General features: G+C 61.3%; 20 protein-coding genes. 12 read left to right on the forward strand and 8 right to left on the reverse strand.

Going from position 1 to position 16145, the window contains the following annotated elements; all coding sequences use genetic code 11:
- Window positions 1–39 precede the first annotated feature (39 nt).
- Together DC522_RS20380 and DC522_RS20385 are read right to left on the reverse strand one after the other, a co-directional pair.
- Window positions 40–333 carry a hypothetical protein gene (locus DC522_RS20380; protein WP_205769711.1) on the reverse strand — a complete coding sequence of 98 codons (294 nt, stop codon included), beginning with the start codon at window positions 331–333 and terminating at the stop codon, window positions 40–42.
- Window positions 333–1535 (reverse strand): pyridoxal phosphate-dependent aminotransferase, encoded by a 1203-nt coding sequence (locus tag DC522_RS20385; protein ID WP_116530482.1) that lies wholly within the window; start codon window positions 1533–1535, stop codon window positions 333–335. Before DC522_RS20385 ends, DC522_RS20380 begins: the two co-directional genes overlap by 1 nt.
- A 121-nt stretch (window positions 1536–1656) precedes the next feature.
- On the opposite strand from DC522_RS20385, the gene DC522_RS20390 reads away from it, so the two are divergent.
- From DC522_RS20390 to DC522_RS20395, 3 genes are all read left to right on the forward strand, one after another.
- The gene (locus DC522_RS20390) at window positions 1657–2637 is read left to right on the forward strand and encodes a tripartite tricarboxylate transporter substrate binding protein (protein WP_116530483.1); all 981 of its coding nucleotides are present in this window, start codon (window positions 1657–1659) and stop codon (window positions 2635–2637) included.
- A gap of 229 nt (window positions 2638–2866) precedes the next feature.
- Window positions 2867–3052 (forward strand): hypothetical protein, encoded by a 186-nt coding sequence (locus tag DC522_RS34315; RefSeq protein ID WP_133239323.1) that lies wholly within the window; start codon window positions 2867–2869, stop codon window positions 3050–3052.
- A gap of 80 nt (window positions 3053–3132) precedes the next feature.
- Window positions 3133–4272 (forward strand): PQQ-dependent sugar dehydrogenase, encoded by a 1140-nt coding sequence (locus DC522_RS20395; RefSeq protein ID WP_116530484.1) that lies wholly within the window; start codon window positions 3133–3135, stop codon window positions 4270–4272.
- Window positions 4273–4280: 8 nt separating this feature from the next.
- On the opposite strand, the gene DC522_RS20400 is transcribed toward DC522_RS20395, so the two are convergent.
- The gene (locus DC522_RS20400) at window positions 4281–4622 is read right to left on the reverse strand and encodes a DMT family protein (RefSeq protein ID WP_116530512.1); all 342 of its coding nucleotides are present in this window, start codon (window positions 4620–4622) and stop codon (window positions 4281–4283) included.
- Window positions 4623–4643: 21 nt separating this feature from the next.
- On the opposite strand from DC522_RS20400, the gene DC522_RS20405 reads away from it, so the two are divergent.
- Window positions 4644–5222 carry a DUF1499 domain-containing protein gene (locus tag DC522_RS20405; RefSeq protein ID WP_165820229.1) on the forward strand — a complete coding sequence of 193 codons (579 nt, stop codon included), beginning with the start codon at window positions 4644–4646 and terminating at the stop codon, window positions 5220–5222.
- Here the strand turns inward: DC522_RS20405 and DC522_RS20410 are convergent.
- On the reverse strand, window positions 5146–5973 hold the full coding sequence (locus tag DC522_RS20410; protein ID WP_116530485.1) for a C13 family peptidase: 828 nt from the start codon (window positions 5971–5973) through the stop codon (window positions 5146–5148). The two genes, DC522_RS20405 and DC522_RS20410, sit on opposite strands and share 77 nt — an antisense overlap.
- Window positions 5974–6197: 224 nt before the next feature.
- On the opposite strand from DC522_RS20410, the gene DC522_RS20420 reads away from it, so the two are divergent.
- The 5 genes from DC522_RS20420 (at window position 6198) to DC522_RS20440 (ending at window position 8591) form a co-directional block, all read left to right on the forward strand.
- Window positions 6198–6587: a DUF3775 domain-containing protein gene (locus DC522_RS20420; RefSeq protein WP_116530487.1), complete on the forward strand. Its 390-nt coding sequence runs from the start codon at window positions 6198–6200 to the stop codon at window positions 6585–6587.
- A 33-nt stretch (window positions 6588–6620) separates the two neighbouring features.
- A complete protein-coding gene (locus DC522_RS37325; RefSeq protein WP_371680098.1) occupies window positions 6621–6833 on the forward strand; it encodes an anti-sigma factor domain-containing protein in 213 nt (70 codons plus the stop codon).
- Window positions 6834–6895: 62 nt separating this feature from the next.
- The gene (locus DC522_RS20430; protein WP_116530489.1) at window positions 6896–7117 is read left to right on the forward strand and encodes a hypothetical protein; all 222 of its coding nucleotides are present in this window, start codon (window positions 6896–6898) and stop codon (window positions 7115–7117) included.
- Window positions 7118–7226: 109 nt separating this feature from the next.
- Complete coding sequence (locus DC522_RS37330) at window positions 7227–7295, forward strand: fasciclin domain-containing protein (RefSeq protein ID WP_116530514.1); 69 nt, start codon at window positions 7227–7229, stop codon at window positions 7293–7295.
- Window positions 7296–7541: 246 nt separating this feature from the next.
- A complete protein-coding gene (locus DC522_RS20440) occupies window positions 7542–8591 on the forward strand; it encodes a DUF808 domain-containing protein (protein ID WP_116530490.1) in 1050 nt (349 codons plus the stop codon).
- Window positions 8592–8653: 62 nt separating this feature from the next.
- On the opposite strand, the gene DC522_RS20445 is transcribed toward DC522_RS20440, so the two are convergent.
- Entirely contained in the window at window positions 8654–10840 is a 2187-nt protein-coding gene (locus tag DC522_RS20445; RefSeq protein ID WP_116530491.1) for an esterase-like activity of phytase family protein, read from the reverse strand.
- Window positions 10841–10965: 125 nt separating this feature from the next.
- On the opposite strand from DC522_RS20445, the gene uvrB reads away from it, so the two are divergent.
- On the forward strand, window positions 10966–13674 hold the full coding sequence (uvrB, locus tag DC522_RS20450; RefSeq protein ID WP_116530492.1) for an excinuclease ABC subunit UvrB: 2709 nt from the start codon (window positions 10966–10968) through the stop codon (window positions 13672–13674).
- Window positions 13675–14090: 416 nt separating this feature from the next.
- On the opposite strand, the gene DC522_RS20455 is transcribed toward uvrB, so the two are convergent.
- Window positions 14091–14249 (reverse strand): DUF3309 family protein, encoded by a 159-nt coding sequence (locus DC522_RS20455; protein WP_047188268.1) that lies wholly within the window; start codon window positions 14247–14249, stop codon window positions 14091–14093.
- Window positions 14250–14525: 276 nt separating this feature from the next.
- Between DC522_RS20455 and DC522_RS34320 the strand changes: the two genes are divergently transcribed.
- Window positions 14526–14753: a NepR family anti-sigma factor gene (locus DC522_RS34320; RefSeq protein ID WP_133239324.1), complete on the forward strand. Its 228-nt coding sequence runs from the start codon at window positions 14526–14528 to the stop codon at window positions 14751–14753.
- A complete protein-coding gene (locus DC522_RS20460) occupies window positions 14750–15298 on the forward strand; it encodes a sigma-70 family RNA polymerase sigma factor (protein ID WP_116530493.1) in 549 nt (182 codons plus the stop codon). The genes DC522_RS34320 and DC522_RS20460 overlap by 4 nt, the downstream gene beginning before the upstream one ends.
- Window positions 15299–15408: 110 nt before the next feature.
- Here DC522_RS20460 and infA read toward each other — a convergent pair whose 3' ends face one another.
- Both infA and DC522_RS20470 read right to left on the reverse strand, forming a co-directional pair.
- Window positions 15409–15690 carry a translation initiation factor IF-1 gene (gene infA, locus DC522_RS20465; protein WP_047188265.1) on the reverse strand — a complete coding sequence of 94 codons (282 nt, stop codon included), beginning with the start codon at window positions 15688–15690 and terminating at the stop codon, window positions 15409–15411.
- Window positions 15691–15782: 92 nt separating this feature from the next.
- Window positions 15783–15992: a cold-shock protein gene (locus tag DC522_RS20470; protein ID WP_047188264.1), complete on the reverse strand. Its 210-nt coding sequence runs from the start codon at window positions 15990–15992 to the stop codon at window positions 15783–15785.
- Between the last annotated feature and the right edge of the window lie 153 nt (window positions 15993–16145).

A 16145-nucleotide genomic window follows, 5' to 3' on the forward strand; every position in this document is an offset into this window, starting at 1 on the left:
CGGCACAGGACGGCGTGCCGTTCCGGGGAACGGTATGGGCTACCTCAACGGAGCCGGCACGGTATCCTGGTGCTCGCCGCGACGCACAATCGTCATGGAAAAGATCGTCACTGGCCCGGCCCGGAGGAGGTTCATGGCCGAGACGATCATCTTGGCCAGACGCTCAGGCGAGACGCTGTCGCCCTCGATATCGAGGAGGAAATCCCTCGCCTCGACATAGCCGCCATTGGTGAAGTCGACCCGGAAATCCGACTTCACTCGATAGGCGGATTGCTGGTCGAGCCGATAAGGCTCCGCTTCGGGATCCGGGTGGAATGTCCGAGGCAGATCCATCAGCGTAAGCTGCCGCAGAACCGCTGGATGCGGTGGCAGGCATCCTCCAGGGCCGCGTTAGACGTGGCGTAGGAGATTCGGAAGTTCGGGCCAAGGCCGAAGGACGAGCCATGCACGGCGGCCACGCCCTCAGTCTCCAGAAGCTCGGAGACGAAGTCCTCGTCCGTCTTGATGACCTTGCCTGACGGGGTGGTCTTGCCGATGGCCTCGGCGCAGGACGGGTAGACGTAGAAGGCGCCTTCCGGCATCGGGCACTTCAGGTACTTCGTCTGGTTCAGCATGGAAACCACGAGGTCGCGGCGCTCCTCGAAGGCTCGTCTGAAGCGCGTCAGGTGATCCTGCGGACCATCGAGCGCCTCGACGGCTGCCCACTGGGAGATCGCGCTCGTGCCGGAGGTCTGCTGCCCCTGCACGAAGTCCATGGCCTTGATGAGGTGCTCGGGGCCAGCAGCGTAGCCGATACGCCAGCCGGTCATGGCATAGGCCTTGGAGACACCGTTCATGGTGAGCGTGCGCTCATAGAGGTTCGGCTCGACCTGGGCCGGCGTCGCGAATTCGAAATCGCCGTAGGTCAGATGCTCGTACATGTCGTCGGTGAGCACCCATACATGCGGATGGCGCATCAGCACGTCGGTGATCGCCTTCATCTCGGCGTAAGAATAGGCCGCACCGGTCGGGTTCGACGGCGAGTTGAGGATGATCCACTTGGTTTTGGGCGTGATGGCGCGCTCGAGCGGCTCCGGCTGGAGCTTGAAATTGTGCTCCATCGTGCAATCCACGAACACCGGCGTGCCGCCGCAGAGCGCCACCATCTCAGGGTAGGACACCCAGTACGGGGCCGGGACGATGACCTCGTCGCCCGGATTCAGGGTCGCGAGCAGCGCGTTGTAGATCACGTGCTTGCCGCCGGTGGAGACGATGGTCTGCGAGGGCTTGTAGTCCAGGCCGTTCTCGCGCTTGAACTTGCGGGCAATGGCCTCGCGCAGAGGGACGATGCCGGAGACGGGGGTGTACTTGGTCTCGCCGCGGCGGATGGCGGCAATAGCCGCCTCCTTGATGTTGTCGGGGGTATCGAAGTCAGGCTCGCCGACCGAAAGGCTGATCACATCCCGGCCCTGGGCTTTGAGATCCCGCGCTTTCTGCGTGATGACGATCGTGGCAGACGGCTTGATGCGCGAGAGGGCGTCAGACAAAAAGCCCATGGGAAACCTCCAGTCGGGGCGTTAGGTAGGGAATGTGACGGGGGCGGACCCTAATCCGCTCAAGCTGTCCAAGCAAGCAAAACAGCCCCTTTAGACTGGGTTTTTCAGGAGACGCCTTTTCATGACCTTTTCCCTCACCCGCCGCATGGCTCTCGGCCTCGTCGCCGGAGCCACCCTCCTCTCCCAGGCGGCCGCTGCCCAGCCCTATCCTAACCATGTGATCAAGATGGTGGTGCCCTATCCGGCGGGCGGCCCGACCGACGTGATCGCCCGGATCGTGGCGGAGGAGATGGGCAAGGACCTCGGCCAGAACGTGATCGTCGAGAACGTGGCGGGCGCCTCGGGCGCCATCGGCACCCGGGCCGTCGCCCGCGCCGAGCCCGACGGCTACACCATCGTCTTCGGCAACAACCAGACCCACGGGAACAACATGTTCCTGCTCAAGGAGCCGGGCTATGACGCGGTCAAGGATTTCGCACCTCTCGCAGGCGCCGGCGCCTTTGAGCACGTCTTCGTGGTGAAGAACGACCTGCCGGTGAAGTCCATCCCGGAACTGATCGAACTGGCGAAGAAAGACCCCGGCAAGCTCAATTACGGCTCGACCGGCATCGGCTCCGGCTCGCATCTGGCGACCGAGCTGTTCATGACCCGTACAGGCATCAAGATGACCCACGTGCCTTTCCGGGGCGCGGCCCCTCTGGTGACGGAGCTCATGGCAGGGCGCATCGACGTGTCGAATTCGACCCTGCCGAGCGTGCTTTCCCAGTTCCAGGCCGGCCAGATGCGCGCCATCGGCTTGGCAAGCCCGCAGCGCAATCCTCTGGCTCCCGACGTGCCCACCTTGCGCGAACAGGGAATCACCAATGCAGATGCGGAATCCTGGGCTGCCTTCTTTGCCCCTGTGAACACGCCCAAGCCCGTCCTCGACAAGCTCTCTGGCACAATCATCGCAATCCTCAACAAGCCGGATGTGAAAGAGCGCATCACGAAGCTCGGCTTTACTTTGAACGTGCGCGATCCGGAGACCTTCAAACCTTATCTGGCCAAGGAAATTCAGACTTGGGCCGAGATCATCAAAGCCGCCAATATTGCGGCAGAATAACTCTGACAGGCCTTAGTTTTCGCCAGATGGCCGGGTTTTGTCCCGGCCATTTTATTGCTCTGTCTTCTACCGCACTCCACTCGCCGATGCGTTAATATTGGTTAACGATATGCTAACGACAGCACTTGGAAAGATCTTCGAAAGAAAGACATCAGCACCCGGCGGAACTTTCCTGAAATGGAAGGGTTTTTTCTCCAAACCCACCTTGGCCCTCCTGGGGAAAGTACCCATGAAGACCTACCGTCCCAGAAATCATGTCGCGTCCCGGGCTTATCGGATGGATCTTCGCCAGCAAAGCCGCTGCTCACTGGCATTGATCATGCTGATGGGGCTCGCCACACTTTCTGTATTGGCGACCACGAAGACTTTGTCGGCACGGGATACCAATACTGTCCACGTCTATTCCGTCAGGTAACACGTGAGTGAACGGCAGCGAGGTTGACGCCCCGTGCCGAGAGGTTAGCTCTTCGGCCTTGAACTGACGGAGAGCCTTCCATGAAAAACCTTCGCCTTGCTCTTGCCTGCGCTCTGACTCTTGCCGCAGCTCCGGTTGCTCTCGCGCAGGACACGCAGCGCCTTCGCACCGACAGGGTCGAGGTGATCGTCGAGACTGTCGCCCGCAATCTCCAGAACCCGTGGGGCCTCGCCTTCCTCCCCGACAACCGCATGCTGGTGACGGAAAGGTCCGGGCGGCTGCGCATCGTCGATGCGGACGGCAAGCTCTCCGAGCCGATCAAGGGTCTTCCCGGCATTTCAGCCCGTGGTCAGGGCGGCCTTCTCGATGTGGCGCTCGATCCGAATTTTGCGCAAAATCGCCTCGTCTACCTGAGCTTTGCCGAGGACAGGGGCGAAGGCCGGAACGGCACGAGCGTGGCGCGCGCACGCCTCAGCCAGGACGGAGCGGCTCTCGAGGACACCCAGATCATCTTCCGCCAGGAACCCTCCTATGCAGGCACCTATCATTTCGGCTCACGCCTGATCTTCGGTCGCGACGGCAACCTCTTCGTGACCTTGGGCGAACGTAACGATCTGCGCGATCAGGCGCAGAGCCTCAGCAATCATCTCGGCAAGATCGTCCACATCAAGCCGACGGGCGGCCCGGCGCCCGACAACCCCTTCCTTAACCGCGAGGATGCGCGTGCCGAGATCTGGTCTCTCGGCCACCGCAATATTCAATCGGCTGCGCTGCATCCGACGTCAGGAGAACTCTGGATCGTCGAGCACGGCGCACGCGGTGGTGACGAGGTCAACATTCCGCAGAAGGGCAAGAACTACGGCTGGCCCGTGATCTCCTACGGCGTGCATTATTCCGGCCAGAAGATCGGCGAAGGCACGCGAAAGCCCGGGATGGAACAGCCCATCTATTACTGGGACCCGTCCATCGCCCCCTCCGGCATGGCCTTCTACACGGGAGACAAGTTCCCGGCCTGGCGCGGCAGCATCCTCGTAGGGGCGCTCGCCGGCAAGCTCGTCTCGCGGCTCGAAACCAACGGAAACAGGGTGACCGGTGAGGAGCGCATGCTGCAGAACTTGGGCGAACGCATCCGCGACGTGCGCCAGGGTCCAGACGGCCTGGTCTATCTCCTGACGGATTCCCGGCAGGGCCGCATTCTCCGCATGAGGCCCGCGGAATAGGCGCGAGCTTACCGCCCGTGGAAGATGAAGGCTGCGCCTGAAGCAATCAGCACGAAACCGATGAGGTGGTTCCAGCTCAGCGGCTCCTTCAGGTAGAGCACCGAAAAGCCTGCGAAGACCACCAGCGTGATGACCTCCTGGATGGTCTTCAGCTCGGCCGCCGAATAGACCGCCGAGCCGATGCGATTGGCCGGCACGGCGAACCAGTATTCGATGAAGGCGATGCACCAGGACGCCATCACCGCGATCCAGAGAGGTGAAGTCTTGAACTTCAAATGCCCATACCAGGCAAAGGTCATGAAGACGTTCGAGGCAATGAGAAGAAGAACAGGTGCGGTCTGAGGATTCATGAGGATCACGAGGCAGGACGATTGGGAGATACTGTTCTCTGCCCTATTCTTCTGAGGCGAGGTGTCAAGCGATCAAGGCCGAGGCATGGCGAAGAAGACAGCTGTCCATCCCTTAAGCCTTTCCCCTGGCGTGCCTGGGAGGCAGGTCTCGATCGCTTCTGGCAATCGATCTTCGGCTCCCCCGATCTCGGCGCGGTCGACTTCAAGACGCTCACACGGCGAAAGACCCCGAACGACGCCCTCACCTGCCCACAGGACTTCTGCCCGAACGCGAAGCCTGACGATGAGCCGCCGGTGTTTTCCCTGCCGGCCACCCGCCTTCGCGTCATCGTTTCCGAAGTGGTCTTATCACAACCCAACACGTCGCTGTTGGAAACGAGCGCGGAGCAGGATCGCTTTCTCGTGCGCACGAAGCTCATGCGCTATCCTGACACCGTTGTGGCGCAGGTGATCGCGCTGGATGAAGGGCATTCCACTCTGGCGCTCTACTCCCGCAGCCAGATCGGCCGCTCGGATTTCGGAGTCAACAGGCGGCGGATTGAGCGTTGGCTCGCGGCACTCGGCATGGTTGCTGCGAGGGAGCAGTCTCACGCTCGCTGAGCCGCGCCAGCACTTCGGAACCGCCTGCGATCTGCGGATTGGAAGGATCGAACCCTTCACGCTGCTCACGCCGGGTGACGAGGAGACGCGCCTTCTCGAAAGCGATATCGAGGCGTCTCTCGCCGCGCATGGCCTTGTTGAAGAAAGCATCGCCGAAATAGGTCCAGGTCGCCCCATCCCTGCATCCGAACGAAGACCTGTCGGCAGATGCCGCCGTGATGACGAGCGTGCGCTCATCCGCGAGCTTCCTCGCAAAGACGCCAGAATAGCAGGCGGAGACGATCACGACGCGATAACGCGCGCGGCTTTCCTGCAGCAGGTGCTGAACGTTGTCGGGAGTAATCACATTATGATCGTCTCGAGTCACAATGGCAGCACCATCCGTACTGCCATGGGACGTGAGAAAGAACACCAGCACGTCGTCAGGGTCGATCACCCGACCGACGGTCTGTATGGCATTGCGGATCGTCTGCGGCGTCGCGCCTGCGCTGCGCTTGCTGTTGAAGCCCACAATGGTGCGGCCTTTGCTCTTCAGGCTCGCCTCAAGCACGCGGGCTGCCCCTTTTGCTTCACTCTCGAAAACGCTCTGCGGCCCCCATAGGCCAAAGGAGAGAATGTAAACATCAGTCCCTGGCTGGGACGGGGCAAGGCGGCTGGCGGAGGAAGGCTGAGCCAGGCCAGCGCTGGAGAGCCCGATGGCCAATGCCATGGAGGCAATCAATGCCTTCAGGCCTCGCGTTTCAAAACTCATCTCTCTCTCCTTGAGAACCCGTCTCCATCTGGACCATGAAATAATGTTCTTCTTGCCGTGGCAAGTGCGTCTGGGTGGGGCTGAGTGCGTTTTCACCCCTGCCCCTCTGCTGAACGATACGGTTGGCTTCCGTAGCGCCGAAAGCCTGGCCGCTCACCGAACCGAAAGCCGTCTTGAGGGTTTTCCTGTCACAGAATTCAGCAAAGATGCTCAAGAGGACTTCGATGGATATCGCGCTCGACAAGGTCTGCGAACTCATTCTCCGTGTCAGGGCCATTGACGTGAAAGAGGGCCCCACCGATCCGGCCTCGGGCTCGAACCCCATCGACGATGGCGCTATCGACGCTCTCACCTCCTCGCCTGATGATGCCACGGAAGCGGAGCTTCGAGACGTGATTGCAGGCCTCAACGATGATGAGCGCGCGGATCTGATCGCTCTCGTCTATATCGGCCGGGGCGATATGGAACCCGAGGAATGGGGGGATGCCGTCCGCCTGGCCCGCGAGCGGGAGGAAGCCAGCTCGCTCTCCACCGCCGACTGGCTCATCGGCATCCCGAACCTTGCGGATCTTCTCGATGAGGGCCTCAACGCCATGGGTCGCAGTTGCGCCTGAGCGGCGATTTGCAGGTTCCAACACACCTACTCCATCCAGGTCTGGGCGTTTCCGAACCCGGCCGGCGCGCCTGTTTCCGTGGGCATGATCCACGCTGCCAGGACAGTTCTGCTCAATATGCAGAACATGCCCCACCCGCATTCGGATCAACTCTTTGCGATCTCCGTCGGGCCCCTGATTGGTTCGCCGAGAGGAATGTCGACGGATCCTGTCGTCATGAAAGGCACAGCATCGATGGCACTGTGACGGTGCCCTATTTGCGACACGGATTGAGCAAACACTCCCGCCGACTGCCTAAGGAGGACACCATGACTCCGCGCAATCCTGACGAAAGCCCTGAAGAGAAGAAGCAGGACAAGGCTCTGCAGACCATCCGCGAAGTGCTCAATCATGACACGGAGGCTCCGGTCGTTTCTGTGCCGGAGAGCACACCGGTTTTGAATGTGCAGCCAGAAGAGACACCTGACACCAAGGTTGAGCTTGATCGCGTCGAACTTTACCTGAGAGGGCCGACGGTCTTCTCAGCTTGACCCTCCTAGAACCTTTTCCTGAAAATTTTTTCTCCTCTCCTGCATCCGGTCATGGTCCCTCCGACAACGGGCTGAGCATCCAAAACAGGAAGGACCGACGTCTGTGATCATGATCTCCGACGTCATGCAGTCGAACGGCGTGATCCATGTGATGGACACGGTGCTGCTGCCAGGCTGATCCTTAGACCCTTACGCTTCATGCGTTGCTTTCCTCAGGCGGCGGCTTTCCACGGCGAAAGCCGCCCCTTTCATGCGTCGGTTCTACAAAGGCCAATGAGTGCCTTATGCACGCAGGCTCAAGAACGAAGCCCTGATTGTCTTTGCACCGAAATTGCACCTCGGGCGTTGTCGAAACCGGGAGAAGCGGTTTAGCTGTTCCCGAACATTCTGACCCTCTTCCGCTTCCCTTTCGACAGGAGCCCTCATGAGCATCGGCCTGATCGCCCTCTTGGACGACATTGTCGGTTTGGCCAAGGTGGCCGCAGCCTCCCTGGATGACGTGGGGGCTCAGGCGGCCAAGGCGGGTGCAAAGGCAGCGGGGGTGGTGATCGACGATGCGGCGGTCACGCCGCGCTACGTGGTGGGCTTTGCGGCCGCGCGCGAATTGCCGATCGTCGGCAGGATCGCTTGGGGCTCTCTCAAGAACAAGCTGATCTATCTGCTGCCGGCAGCACTGCTCCTGAGTTTCCTCGCGCCCTGGGCCATCACGCCGCTGCTGATGATCGGCGGTGCCTATCTTTGCTATGAGGGTTCGGAGAAGGTCTTCGAGGCGCTCTTCCCTCACCGTGCGCATCAGCATGAGGCCGCTCTCGGCGAAGCGGTGCAGACGGCCCAGAGTGTTGAGGACGAGAAGGTCAACGGCGCGATCAAGACCGACTTCATTCTCTCCGCCGAGATCATGGCAATCACGCTCGGTACCGTCTCCGGGGCCTCGACGACGATGCAGGCCTTTGTGCTCGCAGCAGTCGGCATCGGCATCACGGGGCTGGTCTATGGTGGCGTGGCGCTGATCGTGAAGGCGGACGACGCGGGCGTCGCACTGGCTACCAATGACCGCCCCATCTCAAGGCTCATGCGGCGCAATGGGATTGTCCCCTCCTCGGCCGACAGGGCTCTGGCTCCCCTCACGCGCGGCTTCGGGCGCGGCCTCGTGCGCGCCATGCCGGTGCTCCTGCGCATCCTCGGGATCGTAGGCACGGCTGCGATGATCTGGGTCGGCGGCGGCATCATCATTCATGGGCTCGAAGGCTACGGCTTCAGCTGGCTCGGTCACGCAATCCACGATATTGCGGTTGCAGCAGCTCATGCTGTCCCCGCCTTGAGCGGCGCCGTGGAATGGCTGGTCACGGCAGCAGGTTCGGGCGTCTTCGGTCTCGTCCTGGGCGCTGTGCTGATCCCGCTCATCCACTTCGTGGCCGTGCCATTGGTGAAGGCGCTGCGGGGTATTAAGAGGGCTCAGAAGCACACGGCCTAAAACGAACAAGGGCTGCTCGGGAGCAGCCCTTTCGCATTCTTTCAAGCCGTTACAGCAGTCGCTCAGAGCTTTCCGAGCCTGATGAACTGCGTCTCGCCGGACGAGTTGTCCACGCCATCATTGTCCGTGATGATGTAGGCATCTCCCGCAGCGTCGATGGCGAAGCTCTCCACCTTGTCGAGCACGTAGCCTTTCGCCGCTTTAAGATCGCTCAGCAGGTCGCGCAGTTCGGTCTTTTTCACCAGCGGCAGCTCCCCACCGAGGGCCACCGGCTTCATGTCGGAAGCCGCAACCGAGTAGAGCTTCTTCACCTTCGCCCTCCCGGCGATCTGGTTGTCGCGCTCGATGATGATCACACGATCGCCCGCGGCCGTGATCTCGGAAAGGCCGATCCAGCCCGTCTCCGTCTTGTCGAGAGGATAGCGCACAGCGCCCCAGCTCTTGTCGGAAGGCTTATAGGCCAGGAGCTTCACCGCGCCCTTGCCGTCATTCGCCCATTCACGCTGCACGGCAAGCCACACGATCTCGCTGTTGCCGGAGCCCATGACGGTGACGCCCTCATATCCATAGTTCTTGGCGCCTTCTTCAATGTTTGCCGGAAGGGCGATCTCCTCCTGGACCACGCCTTTAGCATCAACCTTGACCAGGAGGTTCTTGAGTCCCTTCTCGGGATTGCCTTCGGAGGCGAGCCAGAAGCCGCCGTCGCTGGAAACGGCGATGCCTTCCAGGTCGAGCTTTTCCGCAGCCTGTCCGCTGCGCGTCACGAGCACTTCACCGGTAATCAGCGCGGGCCTCTTCGTCGCATCGATAGTGAGGATGCGGGGTGCACCGGCATAGGCACTATCGGTCACGGCATAGAGCTTGCCAGCCTGCGCCTTGTCAGCCGCGATGCCGGACAACGCACCCCAAGCAATCGGCAGGCCATCATTGTTCTTGATCGAGCGGATGGTCGGATAAGCAGGAGCCGCACGCTCCGCGCGCTGATAGATCATCACGTGCGGGGCGGCGCCGCCGTCGCCGTGCAGATCGGTTTCGCTCGTCGCGACGAACAGGTTGCGGGAGGAAATGGCGAGCAAGCCTTCGGGTCCGATGCCCGTCGGCAGGACCTGCAGCAGTTCAGGTGCCGCGCCCGTGTCACGATAAACGGCCACGACGGAAGCGCGCTCGGAGCCGACGAAGATCAGCCGGTCGTTGCCGTAGCGGGCCGTTTCCACGCCTTCGATTTCTGCGCCCTTCTTGTTGCGTTTCTCAGGATAGTGGCCGAGCGACACGATCTCGTGCTCCAGGCTCGCGCCGGATTCGTAGGCGACCGAGCCATCCTTGTTGAAGATGGTGAAGCCGCGCGAGCCGCCCTTCCAGTCGCCTTCGTTGGCTGTCACGAAACGGTTCGCGTCGAGCCAGCGCACAGTGTCGGGCTCACGAGGAGCGCTGTCCTGCGAGCCGCCCAGATCGATCTTGCCATCCTTCTTGGTGTCGATGTTCTTCAGATCCACCTTGCCTGCGGAGAAGTGCGTCTCGACCCTACCGGTCTTTCCGTCCACCACAACGAGGTGGTTGTTCTCCTGCAGGGTCACGACGACCTTGCCTTCGCTCGACACGTCGACGAATTCGGGCTCCGGGTCCTCGCCCGCAACAGTCGCAAGGCCGGTCATATCGACGGTCCTGAGAGCCGCGCATTCCAGCTTGTCGCCATTGAGCGAGGCAACCACCAGCGCCCCGGCCGGCAGTTGCGGCAGCGCCCCTTCATTGACCTCCTCGTTGCGCTCGTTCTCGATGGCGATGGCGAGGATCCCGGCATTCTCTGCAACCGAGTCCGGCTGTCCGGGGAGCGCACATTCGGCGGAAACCTTCCGGCTCGCCAGATCAACCGACACGAGCTTGCCGCTGGGATTGGTGAAGCTCTCGGAGGTGTTCACAGCCACGTAGGCGGTTCCACCCACCACCTTCACCGAAGTCGGCTCGCCGCCAACGGGAATCGATCCGCCCGCCTTAAGCTGGGCAGGATCGGCGATGTCGATGAAGCCCAGCGCCTTGCGCGGGCTATCGGTATAAATCAGGAGCTTGCCGTCCTCGCTCGCTGAGACGATCTCGGCCACGGTCTCGGCCTTCTGATCGGCATCGGCCGGCGGCAGATTGGCTGTGATCGGGAAGCTGGCGATGCGATCGAAATATTCGGCGGCTGATGCGTTAAGAGCAGTACCCGACAGAAGGATGGCGGCAAGCGAGCCGACAACGAGAGAACGGTTCATGATATCCCCGCGACATGGTTGAGCCTGGCGGGGCTGTTCTGCGTCAGTCTCATGACGGGTGGATGACGGTCAGGAAGAGATCCCCGACCCTTTCAATCTTCACTCTTTTGTACCATATTCGTTCTATGGCCAAGTCACCCAAGAAGCCCAAGCTTTCCACCGGGAAGGCGTCCAAACCTGAGCTCAAGCCGCTGGATCCGTATCTGGCCGATCTCTTGAATCCCGCCGTCAACCGGGAACGGGAGGCGGCCGAGGGTTTTGCCGAGCGCGCTCAGGAAACCTTCATCCACGGCGACATTACGGATGTCGATCCGGCGCTGGCCAAGAAGCTAGGCCTCAAAGGGCCTGACGATGGGCCGGATGTGGCGGACGAGCTGGGAGACCTCGCGCCTGGCTCCGGCGTCACGGCCACGGTCGATGCGCTCACGAAGCTGCTGACCGAAGGCGATCCGCGCTTCAAGAACGGCAAGCCCTGGGTGCCTCATCGCCCGCCCCGCCCCGAGAAATCGGAAGGCGGCATTCCGTTCAAGATCAAGTCCGATTTCACGCCTTCCGGCGACCAGCCGCAGGCGATCCGCGAACTCGTGGACGGCGTGCGGCGCGCCGAGCGCGACCAAGTGCTGCTCGGCGTCACCGGCTCGGGCAAGACCTTTACCATGGCGAAGGTGATCGAGGAGACGCAGCGCCCCGCGCTCATCCTCGCGCCCAACAAGACGCTGGCCGCTCAGCTCTACGGCGAGTTCAAGTCGTTCTTCCCCGACAACGCGGTGGAATATTTCGTCTCGTACTACGACTACTACCAGCCGGAAGCCTACGTTCCACGTTCGGACACCTTCATCGAGAAGGAAAGCTCCATCAACGAGCAGATCGACCGCATGCGCCACTCGGCGACGCGTGCGTTGCTCGAACGCGACGACGTGATCATCGTGGCGTCGGTATCGTGCATCTACGGTATCGGCTCGGTGGAAACCTATACCGCCATGACCTTCTCCGTGAAGGTGGGCGAGCGCATCGAACAGCGCCAGCTCATCGCGGATCTCGTGGCGTTGCAGTACAAGCGCATCCAGAGCGATTTCGCGCGCGGCACGTTCCGTGTGCGCGGCGATGTCATTGAACTCTTCCCGGCCCACTTGGAAGACTGCGCCTGGCGCATCGGCCTCTTCGGCGATGAGATCGAGAGCATCGTCGAGTTCGATCCGCTCACCGGCAAGAAGACCAACGATCTTTCCTTTGTGAAGGTCTACGCGAACTCGCACTATGTCACGCCGCGCCCGACCTTGCAGCAGGCCGTGAAGGGTATTCAGGAAGAGCTGCAGCACCGTCTGCAGGAGCTTGCCCGCATGGGCCGCCTGCTCGAAGCGCAGCGGCTGGAGCAGCGCACGCAGTTCGACCTCGAGATGATCGAGGCCACCGGCGTGTGCAACGGCATCGAGAACTATTCGCGCTATCTCACCGGCCGCAAGCCCGGCGAGCCCCCGCCGACCCTGTTCGAATATCTTCCCGACAACGCGCTTGTCTTCACCGACGAGAGTCACGTCACCGTGCCGCAGATTGGCGGCATGTATCGCGGCGACTTCCGCCGCAAGGCGACGCTCGCTGAATACGGCTTCCGCCTCCCCTCCTGCCTCGACAACCGCCCCCTGCGCTTCGAGGAGTGGGATGCCATGCGCCCGCAATCGATCCATGTGTCGGCGACCCCCGGCAAATGGGAGATGGAGCAGACCGGCGGCGTCTTCGTCGAGCAGGTCATTCGCCCGACGGGCCTCGTCGACCCGGTGGTGGAGATCCGCCCCGCCCGTTCGCAGGTGGACGATCTGCTGCACGAGGTGAAGGAGCTCTCCGCGAAAGGCTACCGCACCCTCGTCACCACGCTCACCAAGCGCATGGCGGAAGACCTCACGGAATATCTCCACGAGAACGGCGTGCGCGTGCGCTACATGCACTCGGACATCGACACGCTGGAGCGCATCGAGATCATCCGCGACCTGCGCCTTGGCGCCTTCGACGTGCTCATCGGCATCAACCTGCTGCGCGAAGGTTTGGACATTCCGGAATGCGCGCTCGTCGCTATTCTCGATGCGGACAAGGAAGGCTTCCTGCGATCTGAGACCTCGCTCGTGCAGACCATCGGCCGCGCAGCGCGCAACGTGGAAGGCAAGGCGATCCTTTACGCGGATCAGATTACGGGCTCCATGGAGCGCGCGATTGCGGAAACCAACCGCCGCCGCGAGAAGCAACTCGCCTATAACGCCGAGCACGGCATCACGCCGCAGAGTGTGAAGAAGAACATCGCGGACATTCTGGAAAGCGTCTATGAGCGCGATCATGTTTCCGTCGATACAGGTCTCGCTGACAAGACCGTGGGCCACAACCTCAAGGCCGTGATCGCGGATATGGAAAAGCGCATGCGCGAAGCCGCCGCGAACCTGGAGTTCGAGGAAGCCGCGCGCCTGCGCGACGAACTCAAGCGCCTGCAGGCCACGGAGCTTGCCATCAGCGACGACCCCATGGCGCGCCAGAGCGATGTGGAGCGCGATGCCGGCAAGTATGGCGGCTCGCGCAAATATGGCCGCAATGCCAACCTGCCACCGAAGGGACTGCCGCCTTCAGGGGAAGGCGCGAGCGAAGGTGACGAGGATTCGGATGCTTACGGCCCGCTCGGCAAGGGTCGCTCGGATGAAGGCACGCGCATCCGCAAGCCTGGCCTCGACGAGATGGGCCCAGGCACGGATCGCGAAATACCGCTGAACTTCCGCGAACGTCCGACGGGCCGTTCGACACAGGGCTTTGCGGGACAGAAGCCGAAATACAAGGGTGGACGGAAGGGACGTTGAGGAGCTTCCCCCGTCATTCGCTAAGGGGATAACAGATGACGGGGGGCTTTCTCAGCACAATGGCTTGATGAAAGTCGGCCGTGCCATTCAAGGGGCCTGCATCCCTCAAGAGGCAAGCTCCTGAATGCCAGCGACGGCAATGAAACTATGATGCATTTGCCGACGAGGATGTGCGGATGCGCACGAGCTGAGCAGCAACCCTGACGCCAGAGCAGATCTTAGCGCATCGTGCGGAACCGAAGGTCCGCGTCAGCGAAAAGTGGATCCGGTTTTCCGCACTCAACGATGCGCGATTCCAAAAAGGGAGCATCGGATCAATCCCAGAAGTGCATCCCACTTTTGGATCCGATGCTCTAGCCCAAAGGCAAAGGGCGGCTTGAAGGCCGCCTTTCCTTTTTCACCGTGTCCGGTTCCCGTCAGAGCCTTCCCATCAGCAGCAGGATGATCAGGATCAGCAGGATTACGCCGAGAAGACCGCTTGGACCGTAGCCCCAGCCGCGGCTGTAGGGCCACGCCGGCACAGCGCCGATGAGCAGGAGAATGACAAGGATAAGCAAGATGGTGCTGACGGCCATGAGTGCCTCCATTTTGGCTTCGGCTGGAGGAGCACTTCTTCCTGCATGGACGATCCACAAGACAGGATCAGCATTCCTCAGCCGGAACTGAGCTGTTGCAGGGAAACTTGGCTGTAACAATTTGGTTCCCAAACGCCTTATGAAAGCGTCCGGAATGAATCTTTGCCGTAACGGAACGATCAAGATGGCTTGGCGTTACCCTCACGGCGATTGGGTGCCGCCGTGTAGCGCGACCCCTGCGGGAGGTCGCCGCTCTCTACGGACCAGGACGACCCGATGCAGAAAAAGAATCCAAATCACATGCCTCATTACGATCCAGAGCCTGTTCCGGGCCTCAGAAAATCTTCGTCACCAGCGCTTAGCCGTTCGGTTCAGGCCCAGCTCGGTCAGCGTCTGCGTCAATTTTACGAAACGCTGGCGCTCGGCGAGCAGCCGGTTCCGGATCGCTTCATCGAGATCATCAATCGTTTGGACGAGCGGAAGCCGGAGAAACAGCAATCATGAGCATCGATACCGATCTTCGCGATTCCATGCTCAAGGCAACGCCCAACCTGCGCGCCTTCGCCATTTCTCTGACGAACAACGTGGACCGCGCGGACGATCTCGTGCAGGAAACATTGATGCGGGCAATCGCCAATATCGATCGCTTCCAACCCGGCACCAACATGCAGGCATGGCTCTTCACCATCCTGCGCAATCTCTTCCACTCCGAGTACCGCAAGCGGCGGCGCGAGGTGGAGGATGCGGACGGAAAGTACGCAGCCGCCCTCTCGGTGCAGCCGGATCAGATACCCCACCTCGATTTCGAGGATCTGCAGAAGGCTCTCGCGCGTCTGCCGCATGATCAACGCGAGGCGCTGCTGCTGGTCGGCGCATCGGGATTCTCCTACGAGCAGGCGGCGGAGATCTGCGGCTGCGCGGTGGGTACGATCAAGAGCCGCGTGAACCGTGCGCGCAATCGCCTCGCAGAGCTCATGCACTTCGAAGACATGGATGAGGATATCGGCCCCGATCGCGTCACTCTCTCGGTCATGCACGCGGTCGCCTGATCACCGTCGACCTCAAACGCCAAAGCCCGGCGAAGCGGAAGACCGCTCCCGGGCTTTCATTCATCGAATGATGGACAGGAATTGCGCCGCTTAAAGTACGCGCAATCGGCTTACCGGCGCCGGAACTGCTGGCCGCCACGCTGCGGCGGACGCGGGCCGGACGATGCACCCGAATCCTTGTGGCGGAAGATGAGCCGGCCCTTTTCGAGATCGTAGGGCGACATCTCGACCGTGACGCGGTCACCCGCGAGGGTCTTGATGCGGTTCTTCTTCATCTTGCCGGCCGTGTAAGCGATGACCTCATGGCCATTGTCGAGCTGCACGCGGTAGCGCGCATCCGGCAGAATTTCGGTCACAAGTCCTTCGAAGGTGATCAGTTCTTCCTTTGCCATGCAAAGCCTTTCTCATAACAAAAAAGCCGCCCCTCAAGCGGAACGGCCGATAGGCAAGAGAGCGTGCCCGGCACGCTCTCAAGTATCAAACCTTACGCGTTCTGCAGATTCACTGCAGAGGTACGGCCGGTGCGCTGGTCAGTCTGAAGCTCGTAGGAGATCTTCTGACCTTCGCGCAGACCGCGCATACCGGCGCGCTCAAGCGCCGTCGCATGCACGAACACGTCCTTGCCGCCGTTGTCGGGCTGGATGAAACCATAACCCTTGGTTTCATTATACCACTTCACGGTTCCCTGTTCCATGGGAAATCCTTTCACTGTCGCTTGCACGTGGGCGGGGGCTCGAGGCCAATTCGCCCGTTAGTCGATATTGGTAGAGAGAAGGAACGTGCGCCCGGCAGTGCCAAAGCGAAGTAGCCCAGTCGTCCGGCCAAATGTCGATGACGGAAAGGTAGG

The sequence above is a fragment of the Microvirga sp. KLBC 81 genome (genome assembly GCF_003075415.1).
Lineage (GTDB): Bacteria > Pseudomonadota > Alphaproteobacteria > Rhizobiales > Beijerinckiaceae > Microvirga.